The organism is Streptomyces sp. NBC_01689 (assembly GCF_036250675.1).
GTDB lineage: Bacteria > Actinomycetota > Actinomycetes > Streptomycetales > Streptomycetaceae > Streptomyces.
In genome coordinates this window covers 7,584,089-7,603,744 of the sequence record NZ_CP109592.1, presented here as the reverse complement: position 1 = coordinate 7,603,744, position 19,656 = coordinate 7,584,089, and the positions used below count along the sequence as shown (strand labels likewise).

General features: G+C 71.9%; 16 protein-coding genes. 5 read left to right on the top strand and 11 right to left on the bottom strand.

Going from position 1 to position 19,656, the window contains the following annotated elements:
• Positions 1-23 precede the first annotated feature (23 nt).
• Positions 24-1,007: a LysR family transcriptional regulator gene (locus tag OG776_RS32515; protein ID WP_148007720.1), complete on the bottom strand. Its 984-nt coding sequence runs from the start codon at positions 1,005-1,007 to the stop codon at positions 24-26.
• Positions 1,008-1,077: 70 nt separating this feature from the next.
• Between OG776_RS32515 and OG776_RS32510 the strand changes: the two genes are divergently transcribed.
• Positions 1,078-2,202: a TDT family transporter gene (locus tag OG776_RS32510; protein ID WP_148007719.1), complete on the top strand. Its 1,125-nt coding sequence runs from the start codon at positions 1,078-1,080 to the stop codon at positions 2,200-2,202.
• Here OG776_RS32510 and OG776_RS32505 read toward each other — a convergent pair.
• The 4 genes from OG776_RS32505 to OG776_RS32490 all read right to left on the bottom strand — a co-directional run bounded on the left by OG776_RS32505 (position 2,171) and on the right by OG776_RS32490 (position 8,397).
• Complete coding sequence (locus OG776_RS32505; protein ID WP_148007718.1) at positions 2,171-2,917, bottom strand: helical backbone metal receptor; 747 nt, start codon at positions 2,915-2,917, stop codon at positions 2,171-2,173. The genes OG776_RS32510 and OG776_RS32505 overlap by 32 nt on opposite strands.
• 311 nt (positions 2,918-3,228) lie before the next feature.
• Complete coding sequence (locus OG776_RS32500; protein ID WP_148007717.1) at positions 3,229-3,810, bottom strand: helix-turn-helix domain-containing protein; 582 nt, start codon at positions 3,808-3,810, stop codon at positions 3,229-3,231.
• Positions 3,811-4,712: 902 nt separating this feature from the next.
• A complete protein-coding gene (locus OG776_RS32495; protein WP_148007716.1) occupies positions 4,713-7,325 on the bottom strand; it encodes an ABC transporter permease/substrate binding protein in 2,613 nt (870 codons plus the stop codon).
• Positions 7,318-8,397, bottom strand: coding sequence for a quaternary amine ABC transporter ATP-binding protein (locus tag OG776_RS32490; RefSeq protein ID WP_148007715.1), 1,080 nt, complete (start codon positions 8,395-8,397; stop codon positions 7,318-7,320). The genes OG776_RS32495 and OG776_RS32490 overlap by 8 nt, the downstream gene beginning before the upstream one ends.
• A 227-nt stretch (positions 8,398-8,624) precedes the next feature.
• Here OG776_RS32490 and OG776_RS32485 point away from each other — a divergent pair, with 227 nt between their 5' ends.
• The 4 genes from OG776_RS32485 (at position 8,625) to OG776_RS32470 (ending at position 13,842) form a co-directional block, all read left to right on the top strand.
• Positions 8,625-9,554: a 5'-3' exonuclease gene (locus OG776_RS32485; protein ID WP_187285522.1), complete on the top strand. Its 930-nt coding sequence runs from the start codon at positions 8,625-8,627 to the stop codon at positions 9,552-9,554.
• A gap of 211 nt (positions 9,555-9,765) precedes the next feature.
• The gene (locus OG776_RS32480) at positions 9,766-10,614 is read left to right on the top strand and encodes a siderophore-interacting protein (RefSeq protein ID WP_148007713.1); all 849 of its coding nucleotides are present in this window, start codon (positions 9,766-9,768) and stop codon (positions 10,612-10,614) included.
• A 683-nt stretch (positions 10,615-11,297) separates the two neighbouring features.
• Positions 11,298-12,848: an amino acid permease gene (locus OG776_RS32475; protein ID WP_329322968.1), complete on the top strand. Its 1,551-nt coding sequence runs from the start codon at positions 11,298-11,300 to the stop codon at positions 12,846-12,848.
• 52 nt (positions 12,849-12,900) lie between these two features.
• Complete coding sequence (locus OG776_RS32470; protein WP_329322967.1) at positions 12,901-13,842, top strand: RluA family pseudouridine synthase; 942 nt, start codon at positions 12,901-12,903, stop codon at positions 13,840-13,842.
• A 21-nt stretch (positions 13,843-13,863) separates the two neighbouring features.
• Here the strand turns inward: OG776_RS32470 and OG776_RS32465 are convergent, their stop codons facing one another.
• The 6 genes from OG776_RS32465 to OG776_RS32440 form a co-directional block, all read right to left on the bottom strand.
• Positions 13,864-15,351, bottom strand: coding sequence for a cytochrome P450 (locus OG776_RS32465; RefSeq protein ID WP_329322966.1), 1,488 nt, complete (start codon positions 15,349-15,351; stop codon positions 13,864-13,866).
• Positions 15,352-15,433: 82 nt separating this feature from the next.
• Positions 15,434-16,072: a GTP-binding protein gene (locus tag OG776_RS32460; protein WP_148007710.1), complete on the bottom strand. Its 639-nt coding sequence runs from the start codon at positions 16,070-16,072 to the stop codon at positions 15,434-15,436.
• Positions 16,053-16,508: a DUF742 domain-containing protein gene (locus OG776_RS32455; protein ID WP_148007709.1), complete on the bottom strand. Its 456-nt coding sequence runs from the start codon at positions 16,506-16,508 to the stop codon at positions 16,053-16,055. The genes OG776_RS32460 and OG776_RS32455 overlap by 20 nt, the downstream gene beginning before the upstream one ends.
• On the bottom strand, positions 16,505-16,912 hold the full coding sequence (locus OG776_RS32450; RefSeq protein WP_148007708.1) for a roadblock/LC7 domain-containing protein: 408 nt from the start codon (positions 16,910-16,912) through the stop codon (positions 16,505-16,507). The genes OG776_RS32455 and OG776_RS32450 overlap by 4 nt, the downstream gene beginning before the upstream one ends.
• Complete coding sequence (locus tag OG776_RS32445; protein WP_148007707.1) at positions 16,909-18,498, bottom strand: sensor histidine kinase; 1,590 nt, start codon at positions 18,496-18,498, stop codon at positions 16,909-16,911. The genes OG776_RS32450 and OG776_RS32445 overlap by 4 nt, the downstream gene beginning before the upstream one ends.
• A 295-nt stretch (positions 18,499-18,793) precedes the next feature.
• Positions 18,794-19,429, bottom strand: coding sequence for a TetR/AcrR family transcriptional regulator (locus OG776_RS32440; protein WP_148007706.1), 636 nt, complete (start codon positions 19,427-19,429; stop codon positions 18,794-18,796).
• Between the last annotated feature and the right edge of the window lie 227 nt (positions 19,430-19,656).

The window sequence follows — 19,656 nt, the reverse complement described above, 5'->3', positions numbered from 1 at the left end:
CCGGCGCCGCACCGACCCCGCCGCTACGTCCCGCGTGTCAGTGCCAGCAGGTCACGTGCCGGGCCCGTCGGGCGGTGGCCCGTGGGCCAGACCGCCCGCAGCGCGCGGCGCAGCTCGACACCGGAGAGCGGGACGCTCACCAGGCGGTGTGTGGAGAGCTCCTCTCCGAGGGCCAGTTCGCTCAGGACGGCGGGGCCCGCGCCGCTGACCGCGGCGGCCTTGACCGCCGTCGTCGAGGACAGCTCGATCAGCGGCCGGGCCAGACCTCCCAGCGCCGTGTCGAGCACCTGGCGGGTACCCGACCCCTCCTCCCGCAGGATCAGCGGGGTCGCCGCGAGTTCCGGTCCCTCCAGAGGCGTCCGGCGCCGTGCCCACGGGTGCCCCGGTGCCGTCACCACGATCAGCCGGTCGTGGGCGATGACCGCCGAGTCCAGACCGGCGGGAACGGAGAGTCCCTCCACGAAGCCGAGGTCCGCCTCGCCCGTGAGGAGGCGTTCGGCGACGGCGGCGGAGTTGCCCGCGAGCAGGGAGACCGCCGTGTCCGGGCGCTGCCCGCGCAGCGCGATCAGCCAGCCGGGCAGCAGATACTCGGCGATCGTCATGCTCGCCGCCACTCGCAGCCGCGAGTCGCGCCGGTCCCGCAGCGCCTGCGCCCCCGCGTCGAACGCCTCGGCCGCCTCCACGACCCGCCGCGCCCAGTCCGTGACGAGCGCGCCGGCGTCCGTGAGCCGCGACCCCCTGGGCGAGCGGTCGACGAGCGCCACGCCGAGCTGCCGTTCCATGGAGCGGACGCGGCTGCTGGCCGCGGGCTGGGTGATCCCCAGCTCCCGCGCCGCCCGTCCGAGGCTCCCGAGCCGGGCCACCGCGAGCAGCAGCTCCAGCGCCCCGAGATCCGGTACCCGGTGCGCGATCCCGGCCGCGGCCGGCTCGCCCGTGCCCCGGCTCCCGGCCGGCTCCCCGGCGCGCGCCGCCCGGCCGCCCGTCGACCCCTCCGCACTCGTACCCATAAAGTCAGCTTATGCCCTCATAGACCCGTGCTCTCTGGTGGGGAACCCGTGGTGGCGGGACCGTGGAGCCATGGTCACCGCAGCCCGTCCCGTCGCCCCGCTCGCCACCGCCGGAACCCGGCGACCGCGCGCCGCCGCCGTCCGCCACCTCGGCCCCAACTGGTACGCCTCGGTCATGGGCACGGCGATCGTGGCCACCGCGGGGGCCGGACTGCCGGGTGACCTCCCAGGCCTGCGGACCTTCTGCCTGGTCGTCTGGGTGCTCTCGGCCGTCCTGCTGGTGACCCTGCTCGGTGCCCGTGCCCTGCACTGGACCCACCACCGCGACCAGGCCCGCGCCCACCTGCTCGACCCGGCGGCGGCGCCCTTCTACGGCTGCCTCGCGATGGCGCTGCTGGCGGTGGGCGGCGCCACGCTCGTCGTCGGCCGGGACTGGATCGGCACACCCGCCGCGGTCGCCGTGGACGCCGTGCTGTTCGGTGTGGGGACGGTGGCCGCGCTCGCCGCCGCCCTGGCCGTCCCGTACCTGATGGTCGTGCACCACCGCATCCGGCCCGACCAGGCCACCCCCGTCTGGCTGCTGCCGCTCGTCGCGCCCATGGTCTCCGCCGCCGTCGGACCGCTGCTGGTCCCGCACCTCCCGCCGGGGCAGGCCCGCGAGACGCTGCTCCTCGGCTGCTTCGCCCTCTTCGGGCTCAGCCTGCTGGCCACCTTCGTGACACTGCCGGTGATCTTCGGCCGGCTCCTCACCGGGGGGCCGCTGCCGCTCGCCCTCACCCCCACGCTGTTCCTCGTCCTCGGCCCGCTCGGCCAGTCCACGACCGCCACCGGCAAGTTCGCCGACTCCGCGCCGGGCGTCGTACCGGCGCCGTACGACCAGGGCTTCACCCTCCTGGCGGTGCTCTACGGCGTCCCCGTCATGGGCTTCGCACTGCTGTGGCTCGCGCTGGCCGCCGCGATGGTGGCACGGGCCCGCCGCCGGGGCATGGGGTTCTCCATGACGTGGTGGGCGTTCACCTTCCCGGTGGGGACGTGTGTCACCGGCGCCGGGTCGCTGGCCCGGCACACCGGCCTCGTGGCCTTCGACGGGCTCGCCGTCACGCTGTACGCGCTCCTGGTCGCCGCCTGGGCGGTGGCCGTCGTCCACACCGTGCGCGGCGTGCTCAGCCGGTCGCTGCTCGCAGCGCCTCGCTGAGGACCCGCGGCGCCCGCGCGAGCGACGGTCCGTACCAGGTCAGGTGCCGTCCGTCGACGAGCGCGCAGGGCACGGGCCCGAAGGCCTCGGGTCCGTCGTCGGCGGTGAAGCGGTACGGCTCGTCGGGCAGCACCACGAGTTCCGGGGCCGCCGCGAGGAGCCCGGCGAGCGGGACACGGGGATAGCGCTCCTCGTGCGCCGCGTACACGTTGTCGACGCCCAGGCGTGCCAGCACGTCCCCGGCGAAGGTGTCGCGGCCGAGGACCATCCAGGGGCGTCGCCAGATCGGCACGATCGCGGCCGTCCGGTGCACGGGGGCGGGCGGCGAGGCCCACGTCGCCTCCGCCTCGTCGAGCCAGCGCGGCCGGGTCCGTGCCCCGCACGCGGTCAGCACCCGGTCGAGCTCCCGGACGGCGCCCGGCACGTCCCGGACCTCCGTGACCAGTACCTCGACCCCCGCGGCGCGCAGGGCGTCGAGGTCGGGACCGCGGTTCTCCTCCTCGTTGGCCACCACCAGGTCGGGGCCGATCTCGACGATGCGCTCGATCCGGGGGTTCTTGGTGCCGCCGATCCGGGCGACGTCGAGGTCCACCGGGCGGCTGCACCAGTCGGTCGCGCCGACCAGCGCGCCGGGGACGGTCACCGCGACGGCCTCGGTGAGCGAGGGCACGAGCGACACGACCCGCGGGACCCGGGCCCGCGTCGGGCCGGTCACGGGCGTGTTCCCCGTCCCGCGATCCGCCGACCGCGGGTGACGGCGGCGTAGGCGGCCCCGGAGGCGGCGGTGACACGACAGGTGGTCCCGGACATGGCGCCAGTATCGCAGCGGGGACCGGCCGGGACCGCGCGGAAGGCCGACGGTCGGTGTCGGCTCGTCGACTCGTCGGCTCCTCGACTCGGCTTCCGGGGCCGGCGTCCGAGGTCGACACCTGGGCCGGTGTCCGAGGCCGGCCTCCGGCCTCGGCGCGCCCGTTCCGGACTCCGGCCTCAACTTCGGTTTCGGTAGACCGAGTTCAGCACCCGAGGTCAGCGTCGACGGAAACCGTGGCGCTCCTCCAGCGCCTCGATGTGATCGGCGACCTCGACCACGATCACGCGGGTGTCCGGCACGGTGGCCCGCCAGCGGTGGCGCACCCCGCCCGTGAGGTACATCGTGTCGCCGCGCCCCAGACGGTGTGCGCGGCCCTCGGCCTCGACCTCCACGGCACCGTCGGCGACATACATCAACTTGTCGTTGCGGTGCTGGAGTTCGCGGCCCTCCTCGTGGTCGCCGACGAACTCCGTGGCGTGCAGCTGGTGGTGACCGCGCACCAGGGGGCGCGTGCGCGCGCCGGACGCACAGCCCTCACCCTCGTCGGCGCGCACGACGTCGACACTGCACGCCGGGTCGGCCGCGGCGAGCAGCTCGACGGCCGTGGTGCCCAGCGCGTCGGCGACCCTCTCCAGGGAGCTGCGGCTCGGCCGCGCCCGTTCGTTCTCCACCTGGCTGAGGAACGGGACCGACAGGCCGCTGCGCTGGGCCACGACGGCGAGGGTCAGCTCCAGTGCCCGGCGCCGCCGCCGGACGGCCGCGCCCACCCGAAGAGGCTGTTCCTTGTGGTCGCCCATCGCTCCGGCTCCCTCCCCCGCGTCATCGGTCCACCGCTTCGGTCCACACCCCGGGCCGTTGCCCCTGAAGAGTTGTTTGCACCCTACGCATGTTCGGCAAACCGTTTCATGCGGCCGTCATATCGCTGTCACGTCACGGGCGGGCCAGGGTCACAATTCGCGCCAACAGCCGAGTTCCCACGGTCACGTCGGCACCGCGGCCGCCTCCTGGACGAAAGGGCTGACCAGAAGGGCCGGACGCCCCCGCCGGGTTGTCGTGGGCCGTCGCTGGGCGTGCGGCGGGAGTGGGTGCGCGGGGTGGTGTTCCCAGGACGGTACCCGGCATCTCCGTCACCAGACGTCCCTGGGCTCCGGCGTGGCGTGCGCTCCCGGGCGGTGGTTCTCGCCGGGAGGCGAAGTCCGGCTTCACGACGGGGAGTTGGCGAGCGGTGTCGCTCCATGCACGGTCGGGGCCGGTCAGTGCGGGCGGAGGGTCGTGCGGGGAGACACGGGGTGGTGCGGGGCGGGGGCCGCCGGCGGGAGGGGTGGGGGGTGTGGAGGTGTGTCGTGGGGGTGGGCGGAGTCGTCGGGAGGACGGCGTGCGGCGGTGAGGTGGGCGCCGGGGGTGAAGGGGTTGTCCGGATCCGGTGCGTTCGCGTCGACAGAGCTGTCGTGGTCGTCTACCGGGGGGCAGCCCCGGGGAGTCTCGCCCCCGCCGCCCCCGCCCTTCCCGTCCCCGGGGCTCCGCCCCGGACCCCGCCAGGGGCGCTGCACCCCCTGGACCCCCGCCCTCGCCCGAAGGGCTAGTCCTCAAGCGCCGGACGGGCTGGAGATGCGCGCCCGCGCTCGAAGGCCGACGGCCAGTTCAGGCATGTCAGCCCGTCCGGTGCTTGAGGACGAGGCCGTTCAGGCCGATGCGGGGGCTACCGCGGAGCCATCCGGTCCACCACGTCCGGGTGACCCTTCAGCCACGCCGCGACCGCGTCCTCCTCGTGGCCCTGACCCCGCTTCTTGATCTCGCTCTCCAGGGTGCCGAGTTCGTCCTCGCTCATCTTGAAGTTCTTGATCCACCGCGCGAGTTGCGGGTACTGCTCCGGGAACTTCTCGCTGGAGATGGTCCGGATCGTGTTGCCCTCGCCGAACAGCTTCTTGTCGTCCGCGAGCTTGGTGAGCTTGTACTCGCTGTAGGCCCAGTGCGGGGACCACAGGACGACGGCGACGGGCTGCTTCTTGGCGTACGCGCGCTTCAGCTCGGCCAGCATGGCGGGCGTCGAGCCGTCGACGACCTTGTACTCCTTGTCCAGGCCGTACCCCGGGAGCACCTTCTTCTTGAGCAGGTTCATCTCACCGGTGCCGGGCTCGATACCGATGATCTTCCCGCCGAAGGTCCCGGCCTTGCCCTTGAGGTCCGCGAGTGACTTGACGCCCTTCACATAGGACGGCACGGCGATCTCCAGCGAGGTCGGCGCGTACCAGGTGCCCAGGTCCTTGAGGTCGTTCTTGTGCTGGTCCCAGTAGTTCGACTGCGCGTAGGGCAGCCAGGCGTCGAAGTTGAGGTCGAGGTCGCCCGAGGCCAGCCCGGTGTAGACGGGGCCGACGTCCATCTGCTTCAGGTTCAGCTGGTAGCCGCGCCGCGCCAGCACGTTCTTCCAGAGGTAGGTGACGGCGACGTCCTCGTCCCAGGGGAACCAGGCGATGTCCAGCGGACGCTTCGCCTCGGCGGGCGCGGCGGACGCCTTCCCGGTCGGCGCCAGCTTGTCGACGACACCGGGGTTCTTCTTCAGCCAGGTACGCACCGCGTCCTGCTGCTTGCCCTTGCCGACCTTGTTGATCTCCGCCTCGAGACCCGTGAGCTGCTTCTCGGTCAGCTTGAAGTTCTTCAGCCACCGGCCCACGACCGGGTTGTCCTGGGCGAAGCCCTTGCGCGAGAGCGTGTGCACCCCGTCGCCCTTGCCCCAGGCGCCCTTCGGGTCCTTGAGCTTCTTCAGGTCGTAGTCGCTGTACGCCCAGTGCGGCGACCACAGGGTGACCACGACGGGCTGCTTCTTGGCGTACGCGCGCTTCAGCTCGGCCAGCATGGCGGGCGTCGAGCTGTCGACGACCTTGTACTCCTTGTCGAGCCCGTACTCCTTGAGCACCTTGTTCTTGAGCAGGCCCATCATCCCGGCGCTCGACTCGATGCCGGTGATCTTCCCGCCGAAGGTGCCGGCCTTGCCCTTGAGGTCCTCCAGCGAGTCGACGCCCTTCATGTACGAGGGCACGGTCAGCTCCAGCGAGGTGGGGCCGTACCAGGAGCCCAGGTCGTCGAGCTGCTTGCCGTACTTCTTCCAGTACTCCGCGTGGGTGGTCGGCAGCCACGAGTCCGTCTCGAAGTCGACGTCGCCCTGGGCGAGGGAGGTGTAGAGCGGACCCGCGTCGAACTGCTTGGTGTCGACGTCGAAACCGCGCTCCTCCAGGATCTCCTTCCACAGGAAGGTGGAGGCGACCCCCTCGTCCCACGGGATGTAGCCGATGCTGACCTTCTTGCCCTGGCCGACGTTGTCGCCGTCGGCCGCGGCGGACGTCGAGTCCGTACCGCCGAACACGCCCATGCCGCCCGCGACCAGCGCGAGGACGACGACGCCCACCATCGCGACGGCGGGCCGGGGCCGGTAGGACCAGATCCGCAGGCCCTGCGCGGCACGCAGCTTCGCGGCGGCGCGGCGGCCGAGCGGCGAGACCTGGGTGCCGAGGGCGCCGGTCATCCGGTCGAGGTAGATGGCCAGGATGACGATGGCGACGCCCGCCTCGGAACCGAGACCGACGTTCAGCTGGCCGATGGCCTCGTTGACGTCGCCGCCGAGGCCGCCGGTGCCGACCATGCCCGCGATGGCGGCCATCGACAGGCCCAGCATGATGACCTGGTTGACGCCCGCCATGACGGTGGGCAGCGCCAGCGGCAGCTGGATGCGCAGCAGGGTGCTGCGCGGGGTGGTGCCGAACGCGTCGGCGGCCTCCACGAGTTCCCTGTCGACCTGCCGGATGCCCAGCTCGGTCATGCGGACACCGGGTGCCAGCGCGAAGATCAGGGTGGCGACGATGCCGGCGGGCGCTCCGGTGCCGAAGAACAGGATCGCCGGGATGAGGTAGATCATCGCGGGCAGCGTCTGCATGAAGTCGAGCACCGGCCTGACGAAGCCGCTGACCCGGTCGGAGCGCGCCGCCCAGATGCCGACGGGCACCGAGACGACGAGCGCGATGAGCGTGGCGACGAGGACCAGCGAGAGGGTCACCATCGCGTCCTCCCACAGTTCGAGGGAATCGATGAAGGCGAATCCCACGAAGGTGAGGACACCCGCGGAGGTACCGCGCAGCCAGAACGCGATCACCGCGAAGATGCCCGCGAGCAGGAGCGGCTGGGGCGCCTGGAGAACGGCGTCGATGCCGTCGTAGGTGCCCGAGAAGACGGTCTTGAGGAAGTCGAAGAGCCACGCCATGTGGTTCAGCAGCCAGTCGACCACGTCGTTGACCCAGTCACCGAAGGGAATCCTAGGCACGGGCCGTCACCGCCTCGTCTCGCGGCTGCGTACAGCGGCCGGGTCCGTCCTGCTCGTCGCCCAGGAAGGCGACGAGCCGGCGCCGCGGCACGACACCGACCAGTCCGCCCCCCGCGTCGACCACCGCGACCGGGTGCGTGAGGCGCGCGCTGATGGCGCACAGGTCCACGAACGAGGTGTCGGGCAGCGCCGTCTCGCAGTCGCAGTCGGCCTCGTCGCCCCGTACGTCGGTGTCCATGACGGCGCCCGCCGTCAGCACCCGGGAGCGGTCGACGTCCTGGGTGAAGGAGGCGACGTAGTCGTCGGCGGGGCGTACGAGGATGTCCTCGGCGGTGCCGATCTGGACGATGCGTCCGTCGCGCATGACGGCGATCCGGTCGCCGAGCCGCATGGCCTCGTTGAGGTCGTGCGTGATGAACACGATGGTCTTCTTGAGCTTCTTCTGCAGCTCGATGAGCTGGTCCTGCATGTCACGGCGGATCAGCGGGTCGAGCGCGCTGAACGACTCGTCCATCAGCAGCAGATCGGCGTCGGTGGCCAGCGCGCGGGCCAGGCCGACACGCTGCTGCATCCCGCCGGACAGTTCGTCGGGCCAGGACTTCTCCCAGCCCGCGAGCCCGGCCAGTTCCAGCGCCTCGGTGGCGCGCTTCCGGCGCTCGGCGGCCGGTACGCCCTGGACCTCCAGGCCGTACGCCGCGTTCTCCAGGACACTGCGGTGCGGGAAGAGCGCGAAGTGCTGGAAGACCATGCTGATCTTCTTCGAGCGGACCTCGCGCAGGTCCCGGTCGCTGAGCGCGGTGAGGTCCTCGCCGTCGAACCGCACCTGTCCCGCGGTGGGTTCCAGGAGTCCGTTGAGCATGCGCAGCAGCGTGGACTTGCCGGAGCCGGACAGACCCATGACGACGAAGATCTGGCCCGGGTCGACCGAGAAGGACGCGTCGATCACCGCGGCGGTGGTGCCGTCGGCGCGCAGCTCCTCCCGGTCGGTTCCCTGGCGGAGTCGTTCCACCGCCTCTTCCGGTCGTCTCCCGAACACCTTGTACAGATGCTCGGCCTCAAGCCTGGATGACACGTGTGCCTCTCGTTCGGACGCTTCGATCGGTCTGATCGGTGCGACGGGTCTGGTCGGCGCGATCGCGCTGATCGCGAATCGCCGTGACCGGTGTGATCACCGTGATCGGTGCGATCGCCGTGATCGGTTGAAAAAGCAACCGGGCGCTTCCCGATGCCGCGCCTGCCCCCGCTTACACAAAGCAAACACGGGAGTGGTCCAGGTCACTGTCAGTGGCGTACGGCATGATGCGAGGCGTGACCAGACGCCTGATGCTGCTCGACACCGCCTCCCTGTACTTCCGGGCCTATTTCGGGGTCCCCGACTCGGTGAGAGCCCCGGACGGCACGCCGGTGAACGCCGTGCGCGGGTTGCTCGACTTCATCGACCGCCTGGTCAAGGACCACCGCCCGGACGAGCTGGTGGCGTGCATGGACGCGGACTGGCGCCCGCAGTGGCGGGTCGACCTGATCCCTTCGTACAAGGCGCACCGGGTGGCCGTGGAGACCGAGACCGGCCCGGACGAGGAGGAGGTGCCGGACACGCTCTCCCCGCAGGTGCCCGTCATCGAGGACGTCCTGGACGCGCTGGGCATCGCGCGCGTGGGAGTGGCGGGCTACGAGGCGGACGACGTGATCGGCACCTTCACCGGACGCGCCACCGGCCCGGTCGACATCGTCACCGGCGACCGCGACCTCTACCAACTCGTGGACGACGAGCGGGGAGTGCGCGTCCTGTATCCCCTCAAGGGCGTCGGCACCCTCCAGCTCACCGACGAGACCTGGCTGCGCGAGAAGTACGGGGTGGACGGCTCCGGGTACGCGGATCTCGCACTGCTGCGGGGCGACCCGAGCGACGGCCTTCCCGGGGTGCCGGGGATCGGCGAGAAGACGGCGGCCAAGCTGCTCGACGCCTTCGGCGACCTGGCCGGGATCATGGCCGCCGTGGACGACCCGAAGTCCGGGCTGACCCCCTCGCAGCGCAGGCGTCTCGACGAGTCCCGGCCCTACGTCGCCCTGGCGCCCGAGGTCGTACGGGTCGCCGGTGACGTCCCGCTGCCCGACGTCGACACGGCGCTGCCCCGCACCCCGCGCGACCCCGCCGCCCTGGACGCGCTGGCGGCCCGCTGGGGCCTGGGCGGGTCCCTGCAGCGCCTGCTCACGACGCTGGGCGGCTGAGGGGTCTGGCGCCCGGGAGGCGCTGTTCCCGCCGGTGGGCGGAGGATGTCCGGGTGAGGGGACCGTCACAGTGCGGAGGGAGGCTCGATCCTCGCCACGGGGGGACTCGACTCCCGGTACGAAGACCGCTCGGGCCGTCCCTGCGAAGGGTGCCGACCGGGACAGAGATGCTAACTTAGGTGAGCCTAAGTCAATGAACGAGGAGGCCGTCATGGCAGAGCGTCCGGCACGCAGGCCCAGGAAGCCCCACTCCGCGCGCGTCGTGCGGACCGAGCGGCTCACTCCCCACATGCAGCGCGTCGTGCTGGGCGGCGAGGGCCTCGCCGAGTTCACCGCGGGCACCTGTACCGACCACTACGTGAAGCTGCTCTTCGCCCCGGCGGGCGTCACCTACCCCGAGCCGTTCGACATGGAGCGGATCCGGGAGGAACTCCCGCGCGAGCAGTGGCCGGTGACCCGGACCTACACCGTGCGCGCCTGGGACCCCGAACTGCGCCAGCTGACCCTCGACTTCGTGGTCCACGGCGACGAGGGTCTGGCCGGCCCCTGGGCGGCCCGGGTCCAACCGGGCGAGATCGTACGGTTCATGGGCCCCGGCGGCGCCTACGCGCCCGACGCGAGCGCCGACTGGCATCTGCTCGCCGGTGACGAGAGCGCGCTGCCCGCGGTCGCCGCCGCCCTGGAGGCGCTGCCGGACGGCGCCGTGGCCCACGCCTTCCTGGAGATCTCGGGCCCCGACGAGGAGCAGAAGATCGACTCGGACGTCGACGTGGTGTGGCTGCACCGCGGCGACCGGCCGGTGGGCGAGGCCCTGGTGGAGGCCGTGCGCGCGCTCGACTTCCCGGAGGGCCGGATCCACGCCTTCGTGCACGGTGAGGCGGCCTTCGTGAAGGAGCTGCGCCGGCTGCTGCGGGTGGAGCGCGAGATCCCCCGCGAGGACCTGTCCATCTCCGGCTACTGGCGGCTGGGGCACAACGAGGACGGCTGGCAGGCGTCCAAGCGGGAGTGGAACGCGCAGGTGGAGGCGGAGCAGGAGACGCACTCGGCGTCCGCTTCCTGAACGTCCCCGGACGGGCGGTCCCGTGGGACACCCGTCCGGCCTGAACGCACGCCGGTACGAGCCGGTACGACGTGACCGTGATGCCGGTACGACGTGACCGTGATGCCGGTACGACGCGCCCCTGCGACCGGTCACGGCGGCGCGTCGCGTCCGGCCGGACCCGCCGGACGGCGCCGCCCTCCCGTAGCGGCCACCCGACCGCGAGCAGCGGACCGGAAGCAGCCGGACCACCGGCTCGGCCGTCACGACCGGCGGAGTCACCGACTGCCGCCCCCGTGGGACGAGTTGACGACGCGTCGGACGCAGACGCGACGGAATCCACCGCACCGGCCGCACGCCGTCGTGAGCGCGAGGGCCGTCGGCGTTTCGCCCCGGCTCCCTCGCGTAACCGCCCCTCGGACACGTACCGAGCGCGTCGAGAACGCCGAGCGCCACAAGCGCCCCGAGCGCCCCGTCCGTCGTCGTACAGCCCGCCCCGCCGGTCATCCGCCGCGACGCGGACCACGCTGCCCCGCCCCCTCCCCCGAGGACGGCCTCACCCCCGCATCCGCTGCGCCCCCGTCTCCGCGACGGGGGCGTGAGCACTTCGGCGCGACCCGGACACGACCGCGTCACGCGAGCGAAACAGGGTCTCCCTAATTTCTGTCACCCGACAGGAATCCGCGCCGAAGGCAGGTGCCATCGTGACCACCACCGCCCCCTCCGACGTCCGCCCCGACCCGCCCCGCTCCCCCGACGACAGCTCGCTCACCTCGTTCGGGTACCGCCAGGAACTGCATCGCAGCCTCGGCCGGTACGCCTCGTTCGCCGCCGGATTCTCCTTCATCTCGGTGCTGACGACCGTCTTCCAGTTCTTCGCCTTCGGGTACGCGTTCGGCGGCCCGGTCTTCTTCTGGACCTGGCCGGCCGTCCTGCTGGGCCAGTTGGCGGTCGCCGCCTGCTTCGCCGAACTGGCCGCGCGCTATCCGCTCTCGGGCGCGATCTACCAGTGGTCCTCGCGTCTGTCGAACCCCTCCTTCGGGTGGTTCGCCGGCTGGATCATGGTGATCGGGCAGATCGTCGTGGTCGCCGCGGCGGCCCTCGCCCTGCAGATGGTGCTGCCCGCGATCTGGTCCGGCTTCCAGCTGGTGGGCCACGATCCGGCGCCGACCAGTCCGGACGGAGCTGCGAACGCGGCGGTCCTCGGTGTCGTCCTGCTCGTCCTGACCACGCTGGTGAACATGGTCGACAACCGGGTGATGTCGGTGGTCAACCGGGTAGGCGTCACCGCCGAGATCATCGGCGCCGTGCTGATCATCGTCCTGCTGTTCACCCACTCCGAGCGCTCCCCCGGCATCACCTTCCACTCCGGTGAGGGCGGATCGGGCCTGTTCGGGGCCCTGGCGGTGGGCGCGTTCACGGCGGCCTACGTGATGATCGGGTTCGACAGCGCGGGCGAGATGAGCGAGGAGACGCACAACCCTCGACGCACCGCGCCGCGTACGATCCTCACCGCTCTCGGTGCGGCGGGGCTGCTCGGCGGACTGATCGTGCTCGGCGGCCTGCTGGCGGCGCCCAGCCTCACCGACGGGCACCTGGGCGTGGACGGCCTGAGTTATGTACTGACCAGCAGTCTCGGGGACGGCGTGGGCCGGGTGCTGCTCGCCGATGTGGTGGTGGCCGTCGCGGTGGCGACGCTGGCGATCCAGACGGCCGCCTGCCGCATGCTCTTCTCGATGGCCCGGGACGGCCGGCTCCCCTTCTCCGGCCGGCTCGCGAAGGTCGACCCGCGCACCGGTGTGCCGAGCGTCCCCGCGCTCACCGTCGGTGTCCTCTCCGCCGCCCTGCTGCTGCTGAACTTCGCCTCCCCGGAGGCCTTTCTGGCGATCGGCACCACCTGCATCGTGATGCTGTACCTGGCCTACGCGACGGTGACCGGGCCGATGCTGGTGCGACGGCTGCGCGGCGGGTTCACCGCGGACGGGACCGACGAGACGGGCGCACCGCTCTTCTCGATGGGCCGCTGGGGCGTCCCGGTCAACGCGGTCGCCCTCGTCTACGGTCTCCTCATGAGCGTCGACCTCGCCTGGCCGCGTGCCGCGGTGTACGACCCGACGGGCGGGCACTGGTACTTCCAGTGGTTCACCGTGCTCTTCCTGGGGGCGACCCTGCTGGCGGGTGCGGCCTACCGGGCGTACCGGGCGCGGACGGCACCGGCCGAGGCGGCGGAGGCCGCGCCGCCCTCGTACGCCTGAGCCCGGCGGTGGCGCCGCCGGGCGGCCGCGCCACCGCCCGTAGGCTTGACGGGTGAGACGCAAGCCCAGGATTCCCCCCTCCCCGCTGCCGCAGCGCGACGGCGTCGACCCCGTGCGCGTAAGACTGCCGCATCCCGGGGAGTGGGTCACCGTGCGGGAGTACCTGGCGGAACGGCTCGTGGCGGGGCCCGGGGTGATCGACGGGATGGTCGCGGACGGGCTGGTCGTACGGGCGGACGGGCGGCCGGTGGAGCCCTCCACCCCGTACGCACCGGGGATGTTCGTGTGGTTCCACCGGGAGCTGCCCGACGAGGAACGGGTGCCGTTCGCCGTCGACGTCGTGTACCGCGACGCGCACATCGTGGTGGCCGACAAGCCCCACTTCCTCGCCACCACACCGCGCGGCAGCCACGTCGCCGAGACGGTGCTCGCCCGGCTGCGGCGGGAGCTGGGCATCCCGGCGCTCGGCGCGGCGCACCGCCTCGACCGACTCACCGCCGGCCTCGTGCTGTTCACCGTGCGTCCCGAGGAACGCGGTGCCTACCAGTCGCTGTTCCGCGACCGGCTCGTCGCCAAGGAGTACGAGGCGGTGGCCCCGTACGACGCAGGGCTCACGCTGCCGCGCACGGTCCGCAGCCGGATCGTGAAGGAGCGCGGGTTGCTTGCCGCGCGGGAGGTGGCCGGTGAGCCGAACGCGGTGAGCGGGGTCGAACTCCGCGACCGACGGGACGGGTTGGGCCGCTACCGGCTGGTTCCACGGACCGGGCAGACGCATCAGCTGCGGGTGCACATGAACACGCTGGGCGTCCCGATCCTCGGCGATCCGCTCTATCCGGTGGTGACCGGCCCCGTGCCGGCCGGTGACTTCCGGCGTCCGCTCCAACTGCTGGCTCGAAAGCTGGAGTTCACCGATCCGGTCACGGGGCTGACGCACCGGTTCGTGAGCGGGCGGGAGCTGCAGGCCTGGTCCGCGCACGAGGACTGGGCGCGGTAGCCGGGAGCCCGGGCCGCGTCCTCAGTAGCCGCGCCACCAGGCCAGGAAGCGCTGCCAGGCCCCGGCCGGGCGGGCGGGCACGGGTGCCGCCGGTGCCGCCGGCGGCGGTGTGGGTGCCGTCGTCGGCGGGAACGGGTGGGGCCGCTGTGCGGACGCGGCCGGCTGGTCCGTGCCGGCCTGCCAGGGCGGCGGCGGGACCGGCGAGGCGGCCGTCACGTCTTTCACGTCTTCCGGCGGGCGCGGCTCGAAGTAGACGGGAAGCTCCACCAGGTGGCGCGAGGACATCGACGAACGCCAGCGCAACTCATCCTCGTCACAGTGGAGTTCGACATCGGGCAGCAGCATCAGCAGCTCCTCGACGCCGACGTCGGCGATGGCGCGTCCGATGTCCTGTCCGGGGCACTCGTGGGGTCCGCCGCCGAAGGCGAGGTGGGAGCGGTTGCCCATCATGTCGGCCTTGAGGTCGGGACGGACCCGAGGGTCGATGTTGCCCGGCGCGATGCCGAGGATCAGGCCGTCGCCGCGCCGGATGGTCCGGCCGCCCAGCTCGGTGTCCTGTTTGGCGAAGTAGCCGAGGACGGCGCTGAACGGAGGCTCGTTCCAGAGCGACTGCTCGACCGCCTCGGGGACGGTCATCTGCCCGCCGTTCAGACGGGCGCGGAAGCGCGGGTCGATGAGCACCACGCGGATCACGTTGGCGAGCAGGTTGGCCGTGGCCTCGTACGCGGCCAGCAGTACCAGGCGCAGGTGCTGGGCGACCTCGTCGTCGGTGAGCCCGGCGGGGTGGTCGATGAGATGGCCGGTGAAGTCGTCCCCGGGCTGGTTGCGGCGGCGGGCGGTGTGCCGGATCAGGATGTTCATGACGTACTCGTTGCTGGCGACCGCGGTCTCGGTGCCCTTGAGCAGGTCGCGGGTGGCCTGCACCAGGCGGTCGTCGTACTCGTCGGGCATGCCGAGGATCTGGCAGAGCACGGCCATCGGGAGGTGCTCGGCGTACTGGCCGACCAGGTCGGCCCGGCCCTTCTCGCAGAAGCGGTTGACCAGGATCTGCGCCGCCCGTTTGATGTGCCGCCGGATGGTGCGGTGGTTGATGGTCGACATGGCGCCCATGACCGCGCCGCGCAGCCGCAGGTGCTCGTCGCCCTCGGCGTGGGAGCAGATGGGCTGCCAGGCGATGTGCGGCGCGAGCGGGTGGTCGGGGCCTGCGGTTCCGTCCTTGACGGCGCTCCACAGCCGGCTGTCCCGGGAGAAGTGGGTGGGGGTGCTCACCATGTGCAGGTTCTCGGCGTGGCCGAGCACCACCCAGATCGGCACGTCGTTGTGGAGCAGTACGGGGGCCACCGCACCGTGCTCGTCGCGGAGTTCCTCGTACAGGGCTCCCAGGTCGTCCGCCTCGGGGCCGTGGAGCCGGTGGAGTCCGCCGGGTCCTCGGCCGTGGGCGGGGCAGCCCGGCGGCGGGTCGAGTGTGAGGTCGTCCGTACCGGCCGGTGAGTGGGGTTCAGGCGTCACGATGATCGCTCCGAAACTGGATTGGGTCCGGTGTCTTGGAGGGGATGGGGCGTGCGGGAAGGACGGGGAGACGCGGAGGGCGTCAGGTCCGCGAGGACGACGCGGAGGAAGCGGAGGACATCGTCAGCGAGTGCAGGAAACGCATCAGCGTCATCAGGACGTCGCGGCTGGAGGCCCGGCGGCGTGCGTCGCACTTCACGATCGGGATCTCCTCCGAGAGGTCGAGCGCGGCGCGCAGGTCCTCCATCGGATAGGTGGGCGCGTCGGGGAAGTCGTTCATGGCGACGACGAAGGGCACACCGCGTTCCTCCAGGCGGCCGATCACGTCGAAGCTGACTTCGAGGCGGCGGGTGTCGATCAGTACGACCGCGCCGAGCGCGCCCTCGAAGAGGCCGTTCCACAGGAACCAGAAGCGCTCCTGGCCCGGGGTGCCGAAGAGGTACAGCACCAGTTGTTCGGTGATGCTGATGCGGCCGAAGTCCATGGCCACGGTGGTGGCCGTCTTGGTCTCGGAGCCGTAGTTGTCGTCGATGCCGATGCCGGCCTGCGTCATGGTCTCCTCGGTGGTCAGCGGCTTGATCTCGCTGACGGCACCCACCATGGTCGTCTTGCCGACCCCGAACCCGCCCACGATCACGATCTTCACCGCGGCGGTCGCCGTGTGCGGGAGGTGGTCCTCGGCGCGCGGGCCGGTGATCGTGTCAGAGCTTTTGAAGTCCATGCATCACCGCTTCGAGGAGGGAACGGTCGGGCAGCGCCGAGCGGACGATCGGGGCGCGCGCCTGTACCAGTTCGGCCGTCAGCAGCTCGGTGAGCAGGACGGTCACCACGCTGAACGGCAGATTGAGATAGGCCGAGAGCTCGGCCACGGACAGGGGGGCCTTGCAGAGCCTCAGCAGCACCGACTGCTCGGGCTGCGTGGTGGGTGCCGGAGGGTCGGCACGCGCGACGATCAGGGTGACGAGGTCGAGGTCGGCCCGGTCGCCGCCCTCGCCCCCGCCGGTGAGCACGTACAGGCGCCCGGGGATCTTGGGGTCCTGCTCCTGGCCCTCCGGAGGGCTTCCCTCCGCGGCGGGCGCTTCGTGCGGAGGGCTGCCCTGGGGGACCTCACGGGGCTCTTGCGTGGGGTGGCGCCGGCGGCGTTGCGGAGGAGTCATACGGTCTGCCCGTTGCGGCGCGGCGGGCTGGTGAGGTGCGCGCCGATCCGGGCGACGAGATCACGCATGCGGTTGCTCATCAGACCGGGCTCCGCGGTCTGGTTGGCGAGGACCGCGAGATAGGCGTTGGCCCCGGCGGACATGAGGTAGAAGTAGCCGCCGTTGATCTCGATGATGACCATCCGCATGGTGCCGTCGCTGCGGGGGATCTCGCCGGCGACGGCTCCGGCCAGGCTCTGGAGTCCGGCGCAGGCGGCGGCGACGCGGTCGGCGGCGTCGGGGTCGCCGCCGTAGCGGGCGATGCGCAGCCCGTCGGCGGAGAGCACCACGATCTGCTGGATGCCCGGAACGCCGTCGGCCAGATCCTTGAGCATCCAGTCGAAGTTGCCTCGCTGCTGGATCACTTGAGGTCCCCCTCGTCGTCGACATCAGCGGGGGCCGGCTGATGGCTCTGGGTGAATGCGGTCGGGTCGGGATCGCCCTTGAGGCCTTCCATGAACGCCTCGACCCACAGCCCCGGCGGGGGCTCCTCCTCCTCCTTCGGGGCGGGCGCGGCGGCCCAGGGCGCCGCGGCGGCCGCGGCCTCGGCGGCCAGTTCGGCGGCCCGCGCCTCGGCGATCCGCTGGCTGAGCGGGACCTTGACCCTGCTGCGCCGCTGCGGCAGGCCGCCCGCCGTCCACTCGGTGACCACCGGGGCGTCGTCGTCCTGGGAGCCGTCGTGCGGCGACGGGATACGGGGTCCGGTGGTCGGCCGGCGCTTCTTCGGTTTGCGCTTGGGCCCCTCGACGCCGTCGGTGTCCATCGTCGGGACCGCGTTCACGCCGATGCCGTGCGCGAGGCCGGGGGCGGGGTCCTTGGTGAGCATGTTGCTCGGCACGACGATGACGGCGCGTACCCCGCCGTACGCGGACTGGCGGAGCGAGATCTTCATGTCGTACATCTTCGAGAGCCGCCCGACGACGGCCATGCCGAGCCGCGGGGCCTCGCCGAGGATGTTGAGGTCGACACCGGCCGCGGCCTGCCGCAGCAGTTCCTCGATCTTCCCGCGGGCCTCGTCGCTGAAGCTGACGCCGGAGTCCTCGATCTCGATGGCGACGCCGGTCTGCACGACGAGGGCGGTGAGGTGCACCTTGGTGGTCGGCGGCGAGTAGCGCGTCGCGTTGTCGAGGAGTTCGGCGACGGCGTGGATGACCGGTTCGACGTGGATGCCGTTGACGGCGACGTCGGCGATGGAGTGCAGCTCGATGCGGCGGTACTCCAGGATCCGGGACATGGCGCCGCGCATCACGCTGAACAGCGGTACGGGCTCGGGCCAGTTGCGTCCCGGACGGCCGCCGCCGAGCACGGCGATGGAGTCGGCGAGGCGGCCGATCAGCGCGGTGCCGTGGTCGATGCGCAGCAGGTCGTCGAAGACCTCGGGGTTGCGCCCGTGGTCCTCCTCCATCTCGCGGAGTTCCTTGTTCTGCTGGTGGACGATCGCCTGGACGCGGCGGGCGATGTTGACGAAGGAGCGCTGGGAGGAGTCGCGCAGCAGGTCCTCGTCGTCCACGACCTTGAGCACCGCGCCGAGCAGGTCCCGCTGCGCCGGGGTGAGTTCGTACGTGTCGCCCTTGCCGGGGCCGAAGTCGCGGGCCACGTCCTCGGGGTTGACGCCGCCCCGCATCCGGCGGAGCGCGACCGGCAGGACCTCGGCGCGCAGTCGCACGAACTGCTCGTCATGGGAGGCGATGCGCTGCTCGAAGTACGCGGTGCTACGGGCGAGTTCGGCGCGCAGGTCACGGGTGTCGCGGCCACGGCGCACGGCTTCCGCCCCGACCGCGAGGACGAGCAGCGTCGCGACGGCGCCGCACCAGCCGACGGCGGGCCTGGCCGCGCTCGTCACCAGTGCGACGGCGGTCCCGGTCATCGCGGCCATCAGTATGGCCGGCAGCAACAGGACGCGCGCGTAGGGAAGTTCACGGCCACCGGGAGGCGATTGAACACTCACCATGTATGCCCTCTGAGACAGATCGGCTGGGGGTCGGGGGGAAGTTCGTGGGGGAAAACTGCGTGGTCAAACCGAGTCTTCGGAACTTTTGGGAACAAGCGCACGATTACATCTCAACTCGGTGCGCTGCGGGCGAGCTTAGTCCGACCGGATCATCGCCGTGTCATATTCGGCAAGCACCTGAAATCGCCCGCGCGACAGGAGTACCCTCGGCTCTTTTGCACGCTCCGGCTTCACTCGCACACCCTGCGTAACAGCGCACGGACGACCGGAAACCCCCGCCCCACCGGGCGTCAGGTCAGATTCCGGCGATCCGCAGTGCCGCGTCGGCGGTGGCTTCGGCGAACGCGGACACGGCCCGGTCCGGGTCGGAGCGGCGGACGAGAATCACCCCTTCGATGAGCCCGAACAACAGATCCGTCCGCAGATCGAGCTCACTCTTCGCCAGTGCGCCGCCCACGACCGTCGCGGCGAGCAACTGACGGTAGGTGTCCTTAAGTTCGGCCCGCACGGCATGGAATCCGGCGAAGCGCTCGGCACGCACCTCAGGCAGCAGGTACAGGCCGCCGAGGTTGTGCGGGCCACCACAGAGCAGTTCCACGTCGGAGCGGCACAGCTCCCACAGCCGGCCCTCCGGCGCGGCCGCGTCGTCCGCGCAGTCGGCGAGGAGCTTCCGGGCGAGGGCCAGCGAGGGCGTGACCGTGGACTCCAGGAGGGCGGCGAGCAGTTCCTCCTTGCCGGAGACGTAGTGGTACATCGACGCCTGGCGCATGCCCGCCCGCTCCGCGACGGCCCGGGTGGTCGTCGCCGCGTACCCGCGCGTCGTGAACAACTCCGCGGCCGCGAGGAGCAGTTCGTCACGCGGCGACAGACCGCTCTCCGGCCGCTGCGTCGCACGCGGCCGGCCGACCCGTCGTCCACCGGCGCCTCCCATGCGTTCGATCCTCGCACACGGCGCCGGTGCCCGATCTCACCCCGCCGGTGCCCGATCCCGCCCCGCCAGAGGCCGACCGCGCCGCACGACCGGCCGGGTCCGCGCCGCTCCCGTCCGCCTCACCACCGGCCGGGACCGCGCCGCTCGCCCGTCGCTCGGCCGGCGAGTGCTCGGGTGAGGGATCGGTAACCGGGCGGCAACGCGCGGGACACGGCACCGAACTCCGG

What these genes read in the sequence shown, in the direction of transcription:
- OG776_RS32515 (WP_148007720.1), bottom strand. Translation starts at nt 1,007, where the DNA reads ATGGGTACGAGTGCGGAGGGGTCGACGGGCGGCCGGGCGGCGCGCGCC.
- OG776_RS32510 (WP_148007719.1), top strand. Translation starts at nt 1,078, where the DNA reads ATGGTCACCGCAGCCCGTCCCGTCGCCCCGCTCGCCACCGCCGGAACC.
- OG776_RS32500 (WP_148007717.1), bottom strand. Translation starts at nt 3,810, where the DNA reads ATGGGCGACCACAAGGAACAGCCTCTTCGGGTGGGCGCGGCCGTCCGG.
- OG776_RS32485 (WP_187285522.1), top strand. Translation starts at nt 8,625, where the DNA reads ATGCGAGGCGTGACCAGACGCCTGATGCTGCTCGACACCGCCTCCCTG.
- OG776_RS32480 (WP_148007713.1), top strand. Translation starts at nt 9,766, where the DNA reads ATGGCAGAGCGTCCGGCACGCAGGCCCAGGAAGCCCCACTCCGCGCGC.
- OG776_RS32460 (WP_148007710.1), bottom strand. Translation starts at nt 16,072, where the DNA reads ATGGACTTCAAAAGCTCTGACACGATCACCGGCCCGCGCGCCGAGGAC.
- OG776_RS32455 (WP_148007709.1), bottom strand. Translation starts at nt 16,508, where the DNA reads ATGACTCCTCCGCAACGCCGCCGGCGCCACCCCACGCAAGAGCCCCGT.
- OG776_RS32445 (WP_148007707.1), bottom strand. Translation starts at nt 18,498, where the DNA reads ATGGTGAGTGTTCAATCGCCTCCCGGTGGCCGTGAACTTCCCTACGCG.
- OG776_RS32440 (WP_148007706.1), bottom strand. Translation starts at nt 19,429, where the DNA reads ATGGGAGGCGCCGGTGGACGACGGGTCGGCCGGCCGCGTGCGACGCAG.